Origin of the sequence: uncultured Clostridium sp., assembly GCF_963527835.1 — a bacterium.
Lineage (GTDB): Bacteria > Bacillota > Clostridia > Clostridiales > Clostridiaceae > Clostridium.
Map to the genome: position 1 here is coordinate 1 of NZ_CAURTC010000040.1, position 16,009 is coordinate 16,009.

The 16,009-nt window shown below is 28.9% G+C and carries 10 protein-coding genes; 8 read left to right on the top strand and 2 right to left on the bottom strand.

Annotation, left to right across the window (positions count from 1 at the left end; genetic code table 11):
• The first annotated feature begins 108 nt into the window (after positions 1–108).
• From malQ to RYM86_RS15405, 7 genes are all read left to right on the top strand, one after another.
• Positions 109–1,596, top strand: coding sequence for a 4-alpha-glucanotransferase (gene malQ, locus RYM86_RS15375; protein WP_315081585.1), 1,488 nt, complete (start codon positions 109–111; stop codon positions 1,594–1,596).
• Positions 1,596–3,956: a glycogen/starch/alpha-glucan phosphorylase gene (locus tag RYM86_RS15380; protein ID WP_315081586.1), complete on the top strand. Its 2,361-nt coding sequence runs from the start codon at positions 1,596–1,598 to the stop codon at positions 3,954–3,956. Before malQ ends, RYM86_RS15380 begins: the two co-directional genes overlap by 1 nt.
• 477 nt (positions 3,957–4,433) lie before the next feature.
• Complete coding sequence (gene kdpA / locus RYM86_RS15385) at positions 4,434–6,173, top strand: potassium-transporting ATPase subunit KdpA (RefSeq protein ID WP_315081587.1); 1,740 nt, start codon at positions 4,434–4,436, stop codon at positions 6,171–6,173.
• Positions 6,174–6,188: 15 nt separating this feature from the next.
• Positions 6,189–8,261 carry a potassium-transporting ATPase subunit KdpB gene (kdpB, locus tag RYM86_RS15390; RefSeq protein ID WP_315081589.1) on the top strand — a complete coding sequence of 691 codons (2,073 nt, stop codon included), beginning with the start codon at positions 6,189–6,191 and terminating at the stop codon, positions 8,259–8,261.
• Positions 8,262–8,278: 17 nt separating this feature from the next.
• On the top strand, positions 8,279–8,884 hold the full coding sequence (kdpC, locus tag RYM86_RS15395; protein WP_315081591.1) for a potassium-transporting ATPase subunit KdpC: 606 nt from the start codon (positions 8,279–8,281) through the stop codon (positions 8,882–8,884).
• Positions 8,885–9,049: 165 nt separating this feature from the next.
• Positions 9,050–11,749 (top strand): sensor histidine kinase KdpD, encoded by a 2,700-nt coding sequence (locus RYM86_RS15400; protein WP_315081593.1) that lies wholly within the window; start codon positions 9,050–9,052, stop codon positions 11,747–11,749.
• Positions 11,742–12,449: a response regulator transcription factor gene (locus tag RYM86_RS15405; RefSeq protein WP_315081594.1), complete on the top strand. Its 708-nt coding sequence runs from the start codon at positions 11,742–11,744 to the stop codon at positions 12,447–12,449. The genes RYM86_RS15400 and RYM86_RS15405 overlap by 8 nt, the downstream gene beginning before the upstream one ends.
• 333 nt (positions 12,450–12,782) lie before the next feature.
• Here the strand turns inward: RYM86_RS15405 and RYM86_RS15410 are convergent, their stop codons facing one another.
• Positions 12,783–13,646 carry a 50S ribosomal protein L11 methyltransferase gene (locus RYM86_RS15410; protein WP_315081595.1) on the bottom strand — a complete coding sequence of 288 codons (864 nt, stop codon included), beginning with the start codon at positions 13,644–13,646 and terminating at the stop codon, positions 12,783–12,785.
• Positions 13,647–13,812: 166 nt separating this feature from the next.
• On the opposite strand from RYM86_RS15410, the gene RYM86_RS15415 reads away from it, so the two are divergent.
• A complete protein-coding gene (locus RYM86_RS15415) occupies positions 13,813–14,772 on the top strand; it encodes a D-2-hydroxyacid dehydrogenase (protein WP_315081596.1) in 960 nt (319 codons plus the stop codon).
• A gap of 232 nt (positions 14,773–15,004) precedes the next feature.
• On the opposite strand, the gene RYM86_RS15420 is transcribed toward RYM86_RS15415, so the two are convergent.
• Entirely contained in the window at positions 15,005–15,793 is a 789-nt protein-coding gene (locus tag RYM86_RS15420) for an HAD family hydrolase (RefSeq protein ID WP_315081597.1), read from the bottom strand.
• Positions 15,794–16,009: the final 216 nt, after the last annotated feature.

Genomic DNA, 16,009 nt, shown 5'->3' on the forward strand with positions numbered 1-16,009 from the left:
CTCATTTTAGTATTCCTAAGTTCAATTACTCAGTCCACTTTGCTTATGCATATATAAACACCTCATTAAAACATAGCTAAATGATAAAAAACATAAGGGGGAGAAAAAATGAGAAGAAGTAGTGGAATCATAATGCATATTGCATCTTTGCCAGGGGAATTTGGAATAGGAACATTTGGGAAAGAGGCATATAAGTTTGCAGATTTTTTGAAAGAATCACATCAAAAATATTGGCAAATACTTCCTATAGGACCGACTAGTTATGGAGATTCACCATATCAATCTTTTTCAGCATTTGCAGGAAATCCTTATTTTATAGATTTTAACTTATTGAAAAAAGACGGATTATTAAAAAGCAAAGATTATTTAAATTTGAACTTTGGAAAAGATAAAGAAGATATTGATTATGGATTAATATTTGTAGAAAAAATGAAGGTTCTAAGAAAAGCATATGAGAGGTTTAAACTTAATTTACCAACAGATTTAAAAGAATTTGAAGAAGAAAATCAGTGGTTAGATGATTATTCTTTATATATGGCACTTAAATCAAAATTTGAATTAAAGAGTTGGCAAAAATGGGATATAGATATCAAACTTAGAAAAAAAGAAGTATTAGATAAATATAGAGAAGAATTAAAAGATGAAATAAATTATTGGAAGTTTATACAATATAAATTTTTTGAACAATGGAGTAATTTAAAGGAATATGTAAATGATTTAGGAATTGAAATAATAGGAGATATTCCAATATATGTAGCTGAAGATAGTGCAGATATATGGGCAAATCCAAAGGCATTTTTATTAGATAAAGAAACATTAGTACCATTAAAAGTTTCAGGATGTCCTCCAGACAATTTTGCTGTAACAGGTCAATTATGGGGAAATCCAATTTATAATTGGGACTATATTGATAAGACTAATTATAAATGGTGGATAGAGAGAATGAAACAAAGTTCAAAATTATATGATGTTATAAGAATAGATCATTTTAGAGGATTTGAATCTTATTGGTCAATACCTTATGGGGATCCTACAGCGGAAAATGGAGAATGGGTAAAGGGTCCAGGGATGAAGTTATTCAATGCAATAAAGAAAGAGCTTGGAGATATAAAGATTATAGCAGAAGACTTAGGATTTTTAACTGATGAAGTTGTAAAATTTAGAGAAGAATCAGGATTTCCTGGAATGAGAATTCTTCAATTTGCATTCTCAGGAGATGCTAAAAATAGAGATTTACCTCATAACTATGAAGAAAATTGTATAGCTTATACAGGCACTCATGATAATAATACATTTAGAGGATGGCTTGAGAAAACAGGAACTGAAGAAGAAATTGAATATGCAATTAAATATCTGGGATTAAATAAAGAAGAAGGATATAATTGGGGATTTATAAGAGGTGTATGGGGCAGTAAAGCTTATTTATCAATAGCATTACTACAAGATTTCTTGAATTTAGGAAATGAAACTAGAATCAATGTTCCTTCAACACTCGGAGAAAACTGGCGTTGGAGAGTTAAAAAAGATGTATTTACAGATGAATTAGCAGAAAAAATTCATAAGATAACGAAAATGTATGGAAGGTGCGAAGAATAATGAATAGAGAAAATATAAAACAAGGGATCAATAGATATTTAAAAGTAAAATATGGAATAAGATTAGAAGAGGCTAAAGAATATCAAATCTTTAATGCTCTTTCATTAGCTATATTAGAAGAAATAGTAGATGATTGGAATAATACAACTAAAGCTTATAATGAAAAAAGAAGTGCAAATTATTTTTCAGCAGAATATTTAATGGGAAGAGCACTTGGAAACAACTTAATAAATTTAGGTTTATATGATGAAGTGAAAGATGTATTAAAAGAATTAAATATAGATATTAACAAAGTAGAAGAAATAGAAGAAGATGCTGGTCTTGGAAATGGTGGACTTGGTAGACTTGCAGCATGTTTTATGGAATCAGCAGCAACAATAGATATGCCTCTAAATGGTTATGGAATTAGATATAATAATGGTTTATTCAAACAAAATATAAATGAAGGATTTCAAACTGAAAGTGAAGACAGTTGGTTAAAATACGGAGATCCTTGGAGCATAAGAAAAGATAACGAAGCTCAAGTTGTAGAATTTGAAGATATGAAAGTTAAGGCTATACCATATGATACACCAATCATAGGTTATAATACTAAAAATATAAATACATTAAGATTATGGAAATGTGAACCGATAAAGGAATTTGATTTTTACTTATTCAATGAACAAAAATATGATGAATCAGTAGAATTAAAAAATAGAGCAGAAGATATATCTAGAGTGTTATATCCAAATGACTCAAATGATGAAGGAAAAATATTAAGAGTACGTCAACAATATTTCTTAGTAAGTGCTTCATTAAAGGATATTATTAGAAAACACATAGAAAAATTCGGTACCGATTTCGAAAAGATAAGTGAATATAATTTCGTTCAATTAAACGATACTCATCCAACACTTGCAATACCTGAATTTATAAGAATATTAGTTGATGAAGAAGGAATTAACTTTAATAAGGCACTAGGATATGCTAAGAAATTCTTTGGATATACAAATCATACTATATTAGCAGAAGCATTAGAAAAATGGGATGTTGAATTAATAGAAAAATTATTCCCTAGAATATTAGAAATTACTGAAAAAATTGATAAGGAATTAATAAAAGAATTAAAAGCTAAGAAATATACAGAAAAAGAAATTAAAAAACTTAGAATTATTGGTGATGATCAAATGAGAATGGCTAATTTAGCTATATTTGTATCAAAAGCAGTAAATGGAGTTGCTCAGTTGCATACTGATATATTAAAGGATAAGGAATTAAATGATTGGTATAAATTATATCCAGAGAAATTCCAAAATAAAACAAATGGAATTACTCCAAGAAGATGGTTAAGATTATGTAATCAAGAATTATCAGAATTTATAACTAAGTTATTAGGAACTGAAGATTGGGTTAAAAACTTAGATTTATTAAAAGACTTAAAGAAGTTTGAAAATGATGATAAAGTTTTAGAAGAACTTATGAATATAAAGCTTGAAAAGAAAAAGCAATTAGCAGAATATATTAAAGATGAAGAAGGAATAGAATTAGATCCAAATTCAATATTTGATATTCAAATTAAGAGATTACATGAATACAAGAGACAATTATTAAATGCAATGTATATCCTTGATTTATACTATAGAATAAAAGAAAATCCATCTTTAGATATACCAAAAGTAAGCTTTATATTTGGCGCTAAAGCTTTCCCAGGATATGTTAGAGCTAAAGCAATAGTTAAATTTATAAATGAAATAGCAGAACTTGTAAACAATGATAAAGATGTAAATGGAAAAATAAAAGTAGTATTTGTTCATAATTACAGAGTTTCATATGCAGAAAGATTATTCCCAGCAGCAGATTTATCTAAACAAATTTCTACAGCTGGAAAAGAAGCATCAGGAACAGGAAACATGAAGTTCATGTTAAATGCTACTCCTACATTTGGAACTTATGATGGAGCTAATATAGAAATAGTTCAAGAATCAGGAGAAGAGAATAATTACATCTTTGGATTAAAAGTTGAAGATATAGATGATCTTAAAGAAGAATATAATCCTATGACTTATTATAAGAAAAATAAGAGTATTAAGAACGTATTAGATACTCTTATCGATGGAACTTTTGATGATGGCAATACTGAAGATTTTGAAGATTTATATAATTCATTATTAGAAGAAGGAGATCAATATTATCTTCTAGCAGATTTTGAGAGCTTTAAAGAAGCTCAAGATAAAGTATTTAAAGATTACAAGGACACTAAAAAGTGGGCTAAAAAATGTTTTGCTAATCTTTATAGTGCAGGAATATTCTCAAGTGACAGAACTATAAAACAATATTGTGATGAAATTTGGGATATAAAAGAGACTCCTATAAAATAAATGCCTATGTTCGAGTAAAATGTTTATATATGCATAAGTAAATCGGACTGAGTAAATGCCATTTTACCTATTGCATATATAAACACATATTTGAAACATAGCAAAATAAATATAAATAAGGCTGTATAGAATAATTTTTGTTACAAGCCAATGAAAAGAGGATTCATTAATTTGAGTCCTCTTTTTATTTTAGGAAATTATATTGTTAAAAAACTTGTGGATAACTCAAATTATAAATTAGATAAAGTTTAAGAAATGGTACATAAAGAATAAAAAATAATATCAACATAAAAATCTTAACACAATCTTAATTCTAAACAAGTAAACTCTAACACCACTATAATTTTTTCCATGATAAACTTGTCCTATCAAAACTAAGGGGGAAATAAAAATGCATATAGTCGTGGGGATTATAGGAATAATTTCATTTATATATTTTATTTATTTAACAAATATTTTATTAAGAGGTGACAAATAATGATGAACTTAGTATTACAATATGGATTGTATATTTTGATATTAGTAGTATTAGCAATTCCATTAGGGAATTATATAGGTAAGATTATGAATGGAGAAAAAGTATTTTTATCTAAGATATTAACACCGTGTGAAAATTTTATTTATAAAATGCTTCATATTGACAAAGATGAGGACATGAGTTGGAAAAAATATTCTCTCTCTGTTTTAGTATTTTCTCTTATTAGTTTAATAGTATTATTTCTAATACATGTTTGCCAAGGATTTTTACCATTAAATCCAGAAAAGATTTCAGGTACAAGCTGGGATTTAGCATTTAATAATGCAGTAAGTTTTGTAACTAATACTAATTGGCAATCATATTCAGGTGAAAATACATTAAGTTATTTTACGCAAATGATAGGATTAACTGTGCAAAATTTTGTCTCAGCAGCAGTTGGTATTTCAGTATTATTTGCACTAATTAGAGGATTTATTAGAGTTAAGCAAAAAGGATTAGGAAACTTTTGGACAGATATTACTAGAACTGTACTTTATATATTAATTCCTCTTTCAATAGTAGTATCCTTAGCATTAGTATCTCAAGGCGTTGTACAAAATTTTAAACAATATGAAACAGTGTCTTTATTAGAGCCTATTACACTTGAAGATGGAACCGTAGTAACAGAAGAAGTTGTTCCTCTTGGACCAGCAGCAAGCCAAATAGCAATAAAACAACTTGGCACAAATGGTGGAGGTTTTATGGGGACTAATTCAGCTCACCCAATTGAAAATCCAACTATAATATCCAATTTATTTGAAATGATTTCATTACTATTAATTCCAGTAGCATTATGTTTTACTTTTGGTAGAAACGTAAAAGATAAAAGACAAGGAATAGCTATATTTTTAGCAATGGGTATAATGCTAGTTGTAGCTATGGGGATTGTTGGAATAAGTGAACAAGTTGCTACACCACAAATGGCATTGAATGGACAAGTTGATTTGTCAACGATTGATCAACCCGGTGGTAATATGGAAGGGAAGGAAGCAAGGTTTGGTATTGCAACATCTTCAACGTGGGCAACATTTACTACAGCAGCTTCTAATGGCTCAGTAAACTCAATGCATGATAGTTATACACCAATTGGTGGGATGATTCCAATGTTATTAATACAACTTGGTGAAGTTGTATTTGGAGGTGTTGGTTGTGGTCTTTATGGAATGTTAGGATTTGCAATACTTACTGTATTTATGGCAGGACTTATGGTAGGGAGAACACCTGAATATTTAGGAAAAAAAATAGAGCCTTTTGAAATGAAAATGGCAGTTTTAGTATGCTTAGCAACACCAATAGCTATTTTAATTGGTAGTGGTATTGCAAGTATATTACCTGAGACTGTTAACAGTCTGAATAATTCAGGAGCACATGGTCTTTCAGAAGTATTATATGCTTACTCTTCTGCTGGTGGTAATAATGGCTCAGCATTTGCAGGTTTTGCAGCAAATACACCATTTTTAAATGTTAGTATTGGTTTAATTATGCTATTTGTACGTTTTGTTCCTATGATGGCTACTTTAGCAATAGCAGGCAGTATGGTTAAAAAGAAAAAGGTGGCAGAAAGTGTGGGTACATTATCTACACATAATGCCATGTTTATAGGTCTTCTAATTTTTGTTGTATTGCTTATTGGTGCATTAAGTTTCTTTCCAGCATTGGCGCTTGGACCGATTGCTGAATTCTTTCAAATGTTAGGTTAAATGGGGTGGCACAATATGAATGAAAATAAAAATAAAGGTAATTTTGCAAATAAAAAAATGATTAAAAGAGCTGTTAAAGATTCTTTTATAAAACTTTCTCCAAAAACTCAGATTGAAAATCCAGTTATGTTTCTAGTATATATTTCATCTATACTAACAACTATATTATATGTAGTTTCACTAGTTGGAATTAGAGATTCAAAACCTAGCTTTATATTAGGGATTACTGTAATTCTTTGGCTTACTGTGTTGTTTGCCAATTTTGCAGAAGCAATAGCAGAAGGTCGTGGTAAAGCACAGGCTGATTCTTTACGTGCAGCTAAGAAAGATGTAGAAGCGCATAAAATCGCTTCTTTAGAAAGGAAAGATGAAATAACTAAAGTTTCATCAGCACTACTTAAAAAGGGGGATTTTGTAATTGTTATTGCAGGAGAGCAAATTCCAGCAGATGGAGAAGTAATTGAAGGAGCCGCTTCTGTTGATGAAAGTGCGATAACAGGAGAATCAGCCCCTGTTATTAGAGAAAGTGGTGGAGATAGAAGTGCTGTAACTAGGGGTACAACAGTTATTTCAGATTGGCTAGTTATTGAAGTTACAAGTGAGGCAGGGGAAAGTTTCCTTGATAAAATGATTGCAATGGTTGAAGGAGCAGCACGTAAAAAGACTCCTAATGAAATTGCATTACAAATTTTATTAGTAGCATTAACTATTATATTTTTATTAGTTACTGTTTCATTATATTCCTATTCAGTTTTTTCAGCTAATCAAGCAGGAGTAGTAAATCCTACTTCTGTGACATCATTAGTGGCACTTTTGGTATGTCTTGCACCAACAACTATAGGTGCATTACTTTCAGCTATTGGTATTGCTGGTATGAGTCGTTTAAATCAAGCTAATGTTTTAGCAATGAGTGGACGTGCTATTGAAGCAGCAGGAGATGTTGATATTTTGATGTTAGATAAAACAGGTACAATCACTTTAGGTAATCGTCAAGCTTGTGAGTTTATACCTGTAAATGGAATTGGTGAGAAAGAATTAGCAGATGCTGCACAACTTTCATCTTTAGCAGATGAAACTCCAGAAGGTCGTAGTATAGTAGTATTAGCTAAAGAGAAGTTTGGAATTAGAGGAAGAAATATAAGTGAAGCTAATATAGAATTTATTCAATTTACAGCGAAAACTCGAATGAGTGGTGTTAATTTTAAAAATAGTGAAATTCGTAAAGGTGCAGCAGAAGCAATTAAAGAATATGTAATTTCAAAAGGTGGATATTATAGTAAAGAATGTGATGATGCAGTAACTAAAATATCTAATAAAGGAGGAACCCCTCTTGTTGTATCTAAAGATGATAGAATTCTTGGGGTAATTCACTTAAAGGATATTATTAAACAAGGTGTGCAAGAAAAATTTTCAGATTTGAGAAAAATGGGTATTAAAACAATTATGATAACTGGAGATAATCCATTAACAGCAGCAGCTATTGCAGCAGAGGCAGGTGTTGATGACTTTTTAGCAGAAGCTACTCCAGAGGGAAAGTTACAAATGATTCGTGATTTTCAAGCAAAGGGACATCTTGTTGCAATGACAGGTGATGGAACTAATGATGCTCCAGCCCTTGCACAAGCAGATGTAGCAGTTGCAATGAATACAGGAACGCAAGCTGCAAAAGAAGCAGGGAATATGGTTGATTTAGATTCATCTCCAACAAAATTAATTGATATTGTTAGAATTGGAAAACAACTTTTAATGACACGAGGTAGTTTAACAACATTTAGTATAGCAAATGATCTTGCTAAGTATTTTGCAATAATTCCAGCGCTATTTATTAGTTTATATCCAGGGCTATCTGCAATAAATATTATGAATTTACACAGTGCAGAAAGTGCAATATTTTCAGCAATAATATATAACGCATTAATTATTGTAGCATTAATCCCATTGGCACTTAAAGGTGTAAAATATCGTGAAGTTTCAGCAGGAAAATTACTATCAAGGAATCTTTTGATTTATGGCTTGGGAGGTATGGCAGTACCATTTATAGCTATAAAGATAATTGACCTTTTAATTACTGCAATTGGTCTTGTATAAAGAAAGGATGATTAACAATGAAGGAGTTTAAATCAGTATTTCCAAAAGCTTTAATAATATTAATAATATTTACTATTTTGTGTGGAGGCATATATACAGTAGTTATAACAGGAATTTCACAAATAGTATTTCCTAGACAAGCTAATGGAAGTATTATAGAAGTAAATGGTAAAAAATATGGTAGTGTACTGTTAGCACAACAATATAGTGATGAAAAACATCTTTGGGGAAGAATTATGAATATTGATACAGATACGTTTGTAGATGATAATGGAAATAAATTAGCATATTCAGGACCATCTAATTTGAGTCCAGCTAGCAAAGAATATGAAGCCCTTATACAAGAAAGAGTTGATATGATAAAAGAAAATCATCCAGAACAAGATGGAAAAGCAATTCCAGTAGATTTAGTTACTTGTTCAGGGAGTGGTTTAGATCCTCATATTTCAGTTGCAGCGGCTAAATATCAAACGTATCGTATTGCTAGAAATAACAATATATCAATTAAGGATGTAGAAAAAATTATTGATAAGTATACTTCTGGAAAACTTTTAGGTATGCTTGGAGAAAAAACTGTAAATGTATTAGAAGTTAATCTTGCTATTGATGGAATTCTAAAATAGATATTTAGAGGATTTATATTATGTAAAAACAGTAAAAATAACTTTTTATTAAGAGAAAATAAAATATTAACACGATCTTTATACTATAGTTCAAATAATTATAAAATATTTATTTTAGCTATAGTATAATTTATTTATAAATAAATTATATCTGAGGTGAAATATATGACTCATGAACGTCCAGAGCCTGATGAGATTTTAAAGAAAATATCCTCTAATGAAAATAACAAACAAGGAAAGTTAAAGATATTTTTTGGATATGCAGCTGGTGTAGGTAAAACCTATGCAATGCTTGAAGCAGCTCATATAGCTAAAAATTCAGGTATTGATGTAGTAGCAGGATATATAGAACCTCATACTAGAGCAGAAACCCTTGAACTTTTAGGTGGGTTAGAGATGCTACCAAATTTAAACGTGAAATATAAAGGAATAACTTTAAATGAATTTGACCTTGATGCTGCAATTAAGCGAAAACCTGAGCTGATTTTAGTAGATGAATTGGCACATAGCAATGCTTATGGATGTAGGCATATGAAAAGATATCAAGATATACAAGAATTATTAAACAATGGAATAGATGTGTATACAACTATCAATGTGCAACATATAGAAAGTTTAAATGATATTGTAGCATCTATAACAGGAATAGCTGTAAGAGAGAGAATACCAGATAGTATATTTGACAATGCTAATCAAGTTGAATTAGTCGATATTGAGCCAGACGATTTAATTGCACGATTAAATCAAGGGAAGATATATAAAACCACTCAGGCTAAGAGAGCATTAATTAACTTTTTTACAAAAGAAAAATTAGTTGCATTAAGAGAAATAGCGCTTAGGCGTACAGCTGATGCAGTTAATAAAAAAATTGAGGATAATAGAGAAGAAACTAAAAATACGTATTATACAGAAGAACACATTTTGATTTGCTTATCAAGCTCTCCAAGTAATTCAAAGGTAATTAGAACAGCAGCAAGAATGGCATTTGCATTTCATGGATTATTTACAGCATTATTTGTAGAAACCTCTAATAGTAAAGAGATTAATATAGAAAATAAAAAAATATTAGAAAAAAATTTAAAATTAGCTGAACAATTAGGTGCTAAAATTGCTACTGTTTATGGCGATGATGTAGCGAGTCAAATTTCACAGTATTCTAAAATAAGTGGTGTTTCTAAAATTGTTATTGGAAGATCAAATAATAAAAGAAAGTGGTTTAATAGTAAAAAAACTTTAGTAGATAAATTAACAGAATTTGCACCAAACATAGATATCTATATTATTCCAGATAATTTAAAGGCATATAAGAGAAATCCTAAGGAAAAATTTACTATTATTCCTCAATTTACTGTAATGGATATAATTAAAACAACGGTAATATTGTCAGTTATAACAGTGATTGGACTACTTTTTTATAACTTAGGATATAGTGAAGCTAATATTATAAATATGTATATATTAGGAGTGTTACTCACATCTATTACAACTACAGGTAAAAGCTGCGGAATATTAATGTCAGTGTTGGGAGTATTAGTATTTAATTTTTTATTTACATATCCAAGATTTACGTTGCAAGCTTATGATAAGAGTAGTTATCCTATTACATTTTTAGTTATGTTCATATCATCAATAATATCAAGTAAATTAGCCACTAGAGTAAAGATAGAAGCAAAACAAGCTGCTGAAAAATCTTATAGAACTGAAGTGTTATTAGAGACAAGTCAAAAATTACAGATGGCTAAAAGTAAAGAAGAAATTTTTAATCAGATAGTAGCTCAAATAGAAAAGTTATTAGATAAAACAGTGATATTATATCCAGAAGATAATGATATACTCTTAGAACCAATAATTTTCAAAAAAAAGAGGACAAGTGATATAAGTGAATTTATTACTGAAGATGAACAAGCTGTAGCCCAATGGGTATTTAAGAATAAAAAACATGCAGGGGCAACAACCAATACTTTACCAGGATCAAAATGCCTTTATTTAGCCATACGAAATCACGAAAAATCATTTGCAGTAGTAGCAATTCCATTTGATAGAAATGAAACTTTGGATTCTTTTAAAAAGAATCTGCTAATTGCAATTTTGGCTGAAAGTGCCTTATCTTTAGAAAAAGAATATATAAATGAAACTAAAAATAAGATTTATATGAAAGCAGAGCAAGAAAAATTAAGATCTAATTTACTACGAGCTATTTCACATGATTTACGTACACCTCTTACAAGTATGTCAGGAAATGCTGGAATTTTAATGGGAAACTCTAAAATATTAAATGAAGATAAAAAACAGAGATTATATACAGATATTTATGATGATTCTATGTGGCTTATTAATTTGGTAGAAAATTTATTGTCTGTAACTCGTATTGAGAATGGTACAATGAATATAAAATTACAACCAGAACTAATAGATGAAGTTATACAAGAAGCACTTAAACATATTAATAGAGAAAGCTTTGAGTATAATATTGAAATTGAAGTTGAAGACGAATTATTAATGGGCAAAATGGATTCTGGATTAATTATTCAAGTAATAATAAATATTGTAAATAACGCTATAAAATATACGCCTAAAGGTTCTAATATCAAAATTATTGGGAAAAAGAAAAGGGATATGGTTTTAATTGAAATATGTGATAATGGAAATGGAATTGATGATTCAATGAAAGAAAAATTATTTGATATGTTTTTTACATTAAATAATAATCGTGGAGATGGAAGAAGGGGATTTGGACTTGGACTATCTTTATGTAAGTCCATAATAAATGCTCATGGCGGAGAAATTTATGTAAGAAATAATGAACCTAATGGAACTGTATTTGCTTTTACGTTACAATGTGAGGAGGTTGTGTATAGTGAATAAACCACAAATTTTAGTTGTAGAAGATGATAAAGCTGTTAGAAATTTAATTACTATAACATTAGAAACTCAAAATTATAAATATCATGTTGCTGAAAAAGGTGAAACTGCAATTAGAGAAGCTATTTCCTATGTACCAGATATTATTATATTAGATTTGGGTTTACCAGATATGGATGGGTTAGAAATTATAAAGAAAATACGTACATGGTCAAATGTTCCAATTATAGTAGTTAGTGCACGTAGCGAAGATAGAGATAAAATTGAAGCTCTTGATTGTGGGGCTGATGATTATTTAACTAAGCCCTTTAGTGTTGAAGAATTGCTAGCAAGACTACGTGTTAGTTTAAGAAGAATTAATTATGTTAATGGTGGACAAGGAGAAAACAATAATTTATTTGTTAATGGAGAGTTGAAGATTGATTATGCAGCAAGGTGTTTATTTATTAAGGATAAAGAGGTTCATTTAACCCCTATTGAATATAGATTAGTATGTCTTTTAGCTAAAAATGTAGGAAGAGTACTTACTCATAATTTTATATTAAAAGAAGTATGGGGAAATACATTACCTAATGATACACCATCATTACGTGTTTTTATGGCAACGCTAAGAAAAAAAATAGAAGAAAAACCTTCAAAACCTAAATATATTCAAACTCATATAGGTATAGGATATAGGATGTTAAGAATTACAGAGGATTAAGGAATATATATTTTAAAAATAAAAAGCTTAGTATAAGTACTAATGATGTTAGGTTAACATTAACATGAGATGTATTTAAATCGAAAATCCAATTCCACTTATTACTTGAACATGTGATTAACATGATATATATTTAAATAAAAAATACAAACAATAAAATAAATGGATATATAATTAAATTAATAGGCTATGTTTTAAATGGATATTGATATATGCAATAAGTGAAGTGGCATTGTAATTGGACTCTAACAATATTTGTGTTAGTATACTTAAGTCTCACTACTCAGTCCACTTTGCTTATGCATGTATCAACACGGTACTAAAAAAATATAATTATTTTCTATTAAATATTGCTGTAAGCCATTCATTTGTTTGAATCTTATCTTCTATTACATAGCCTTTAGCTTCAACCTTTTCTTTAACAGAATCAAAGCTCCACTCAACTAATCCTGAAACTAAAAGTTTACCATTTTCTTTTATATGATCATTTATATAATCCATAAACATTTCAGTTTCTTCTCCACCTATATTTATGTATATCCAATCAAATTTACCTTCGATAACAACTTCATTGCTTAAAGCATCACCAACAAATGTTTCGATATTAGTAATTCCATTTAAAGAAGAGTTAAATTCTATTTCTTCATGTACATCTCTAATATCTAAAGCACAGATTCTTTTAGCATTTTTAACGCTTGTAGCTAATGAAAGTATACCAGAACCAGTTCCTATGTCCAACACATCTAATCCACTGAAATCTTGTGATAAGATATATCTTAATATATCTTGAGTAGTTTCATGCATTCCAGTTCCAAAAGCACCTTGAGATATGAAATTTATTTTTTGTTTTTCAGGAAAATCTTCTTCAGGAGAAGCTATTACCCAAGTATCATCTATATGTATAGCAGGAAAATATGTTTCTTCATAAGTATAATTTTCTTCAACTGTATTATCCGGTATTAATTCAAGAATAGAATTAACTTTGCTTGTAAAGTTATCAAGATCATTTTCTTCACCATCAAAGGCTACTTTAAAATCAATAATAACATCGTCTTTTTCTATATAGCCATATCCAAATTCATCTGTAGTTATTTCTAATGGACTTTCGTAAAATACATTAAAAATATCATTGAATTGTAGTTTTTCAATAGAATTATCTACATTTTGAAATGGTATTTTGTAAGTAATAATAAACATAAAAAATCTCCTTGTATTTGAATTTGTAAATTTTTATTCTTAGATAAAGTTTAACATTAAGGTATACTTGATACAATACGGAAATTTAAAGTAAGGATAGTTTTAAATAAAGTATCTTATGATATAATAAAAATTAATTGAAATATAGAGAGGGGTCTTATTTTTTATGAAACAAATAGTAGTACTTGATGGAAGAACTTTAGGGAATGTAGATTTTTCAAAACTTAATGAATTTGGTAATGTAACATATTATGATTTAACTTCAAGTAATGAAGTTGAAGAAAGAATAAAGAATGCTAATATAGTATTAACTAATAAAGTTGTATTAAATGAAAATAATTTAAAGAAGGCTAAAAATTTGGAATTGATCTGTGAAATGGCAACTGGATTTAATAATATAGACATAAAGTATGCTAAAGAAAATAATATAGCAGTAACTAATGTAGCTGGATATTCTACAAATGCAGTAGCACAACATACTTTTGCTATGGCACTTAATTTATATGATAAGATTTCATATTTTGATAATTATGTTAAGTCTAAAGAATATTCAAGATCTAATATCTTTACCAATGTAGATGAAGTTTATAAAGATATTGATGGTAAGGTATGGGGAATAATTGGACTTGGAGCTATTGGAAAAAGAGTTGCTAAAATTGCAGATGCATTTGGATGCAAAGTGGTTTACTATTCAACTTCAGGAAAAAACTCAAATTCAGAATATGATAGAGTATCTTTTGAGGAGTTATTAGAGAAAGCTGATGTAATATCTATACATGCTCCATTAAATGAAAATACAAAAGGGCTAATGAATTATGAAGCATTTAAAAAGATGAAAGAAGACAGCATACTAATTAATATGGGAAGAGGTCCAATAGTAGTGGATGCAGATTTAGCAAAAGCTATTGATGAAAACTTAATAGGTGGTGCAGGCTTAGATGTATTTGAAATAGAGCCAATTCCAGAAAGTAATCCATTACTAAATGTTAAAAATAAAGAAAAATTAGTTTTAAGTCCACATATAGCATGGGCAAGTGAAGAAGCAAGAAATAGATTATTTACTGATTTATTAGAAAATATAAGAGTGTATAATAAAGGTGAAAAGAGAAATAGAGTAGAGTGTTAAAAAATAAAAGTATAAATTCCAAGTTATGATCTATTTAAAATGGTGTTAATATATGCAATATGTAAAGTGGCATTGTAATTGAACTTTGAGAATTCTTAATGAGTATTGTCACATTTACTGCTTGTCTCAATTTTATATTGGGAACAAGCTAAAATGGGATTATACTCATTTTAGAATTCCTAAGTTCAATTACTCAGTCCACTTTATTTATGCATATATTAACACTTGGCTATTATAGAACTACATGTTCCATTATAGCTCCTAATACACCGTAATCTTCATTGCTTTCTGCTATGTATTTTGCATGTTGTTTCATGTCTTCTGGAGCATTCTTCATAACAAAGCTATATTCAGCTTCATTTAGCATTTCTATGTCATTATAATAATCTCCAAATGCCATTGTTTCTTCCTTTGAGATGTTATCAGTTTCCATTATTTTTCTTAAAGCAGTACCTTTGTTTACTGTCTTGTTCATTATATCAAGCCATAGTTCACCAGCTACAACTACATTTAAGTCATTTCCGAATAATAGGCTTATAACTGGATTTGAATTTTTTATTGCATGATCTAAATCACATAAAGTTACTTTAATTATGTCAGCCTCAACTTTAGAAATATCCTCAACAACTTCATATTTTACATAATATTTTTGTATTTCTTTTAAGTATTCTTCAGAACAATTTTCTAAATAAGCACATTCTGCTCCGCATAATACTATAGTTGTATTTTCTATTTTTCTAGCTGTTTTTATTATATCTTGTACTACATTTTTATCCATAACATCTTTAAAGATTAGCTCATTATTATCATATACTAGTGCTCCGTTATCAGTAATATATGATAATTTTTTAGCTATAGGACCAAAGTTCGTTTGTAATGTAGCATATGGTCTTCCACTAGCTATAACTAATTTAACATCTTTTTCTGTTATTAAATCTAAAACTTCTGTGAAGCTTTCTGGTAAATGTCCTTTTCCATCTAATAAAGTTCCATCCATATCTGTTGCGATCAATTTTATCATAAAGTCCTCCTCAAAGTGCTTGTACTTTTAATTTAATTAGTTACATCATATCATAAATGTTAATACCTTTAAAGAATTCAGCGTATAACATAATTTGTGATAAAATATTTAATATGTAAATTTAAAAAAAGTTTAATTTACATTTTAAAGTTAATATAGTTATTGGAAGTAAAGAAAACTATAAATAAGTAGTTTTACTTTGCAAAAAATATGGAG

What these genes read in the sequence shown, in the direction of transcription:
- malQ (WP_315081585.1), top strand. Translation starts at nt 109, where the DNA reads ATGAGAAGAAGTAGTGGAATCATAATGCATATTGCATCTTTGCCAGGG.
- RYM86_RS15380 (WP_315081586.1), top strand. Translation starts at nt 1,596, where the DNA reads ATGAATAGAGAAAATATAAAACAAGGGATCAATAGATATTTAAAAGTA.
- kdpA (WP_315081587.1), top strand. Translation starts at nt 4,434, where the DNA reads ATGATGAACTTAGTATTACAATATGGATTGTATATTTTGATATTAGTA.
- kdpB (WP_315081589.1), top strand. Translation starts at nt 6,189, where the DNA reads ATGAATGAAAATAAAAATAAAGGTAATTTTGCAAATAAAAAAATGATT.
- kdpC (WP_315081591.1), top strand. Translation starts at nt 8,279, where the DNA reads ATGAAGGAGTTTAAATCAGTATTTCCAAAAGCTTTAATAATATTAATA.
- RYM86_RS15400 (WP_315081593.1), top strand. Translation starts at nt 9,050, where the DNA reads ATGACTCATGAACGTCCAGAGCCTGATGAGATTTTAAAGAAAATATCC.
- RYM86_RS15410 (WP_315081595.1), bottom strand. Translation starts at nt 13,646, where the DNA reads ATGTTTATTATTACTTACAAAATACCATTTCAAAATGTAGATAATTCT.
- RYM86_RS15415 (WP_315081596.1), top strand. Translation starts at nt 13,813, where the DNA reads ATGAAACAAATAGTAGTACTTGATGGAAGAACTTTAGGGAATGTAGAT.
- RYM86_RS15420 (WP_315081597.1), bottom strand. Translation starts at nt 15,793, where the DNA reads ATGATAAAATTGATCGCAACAGATATGGATGGAACTTTATTAGATGGA.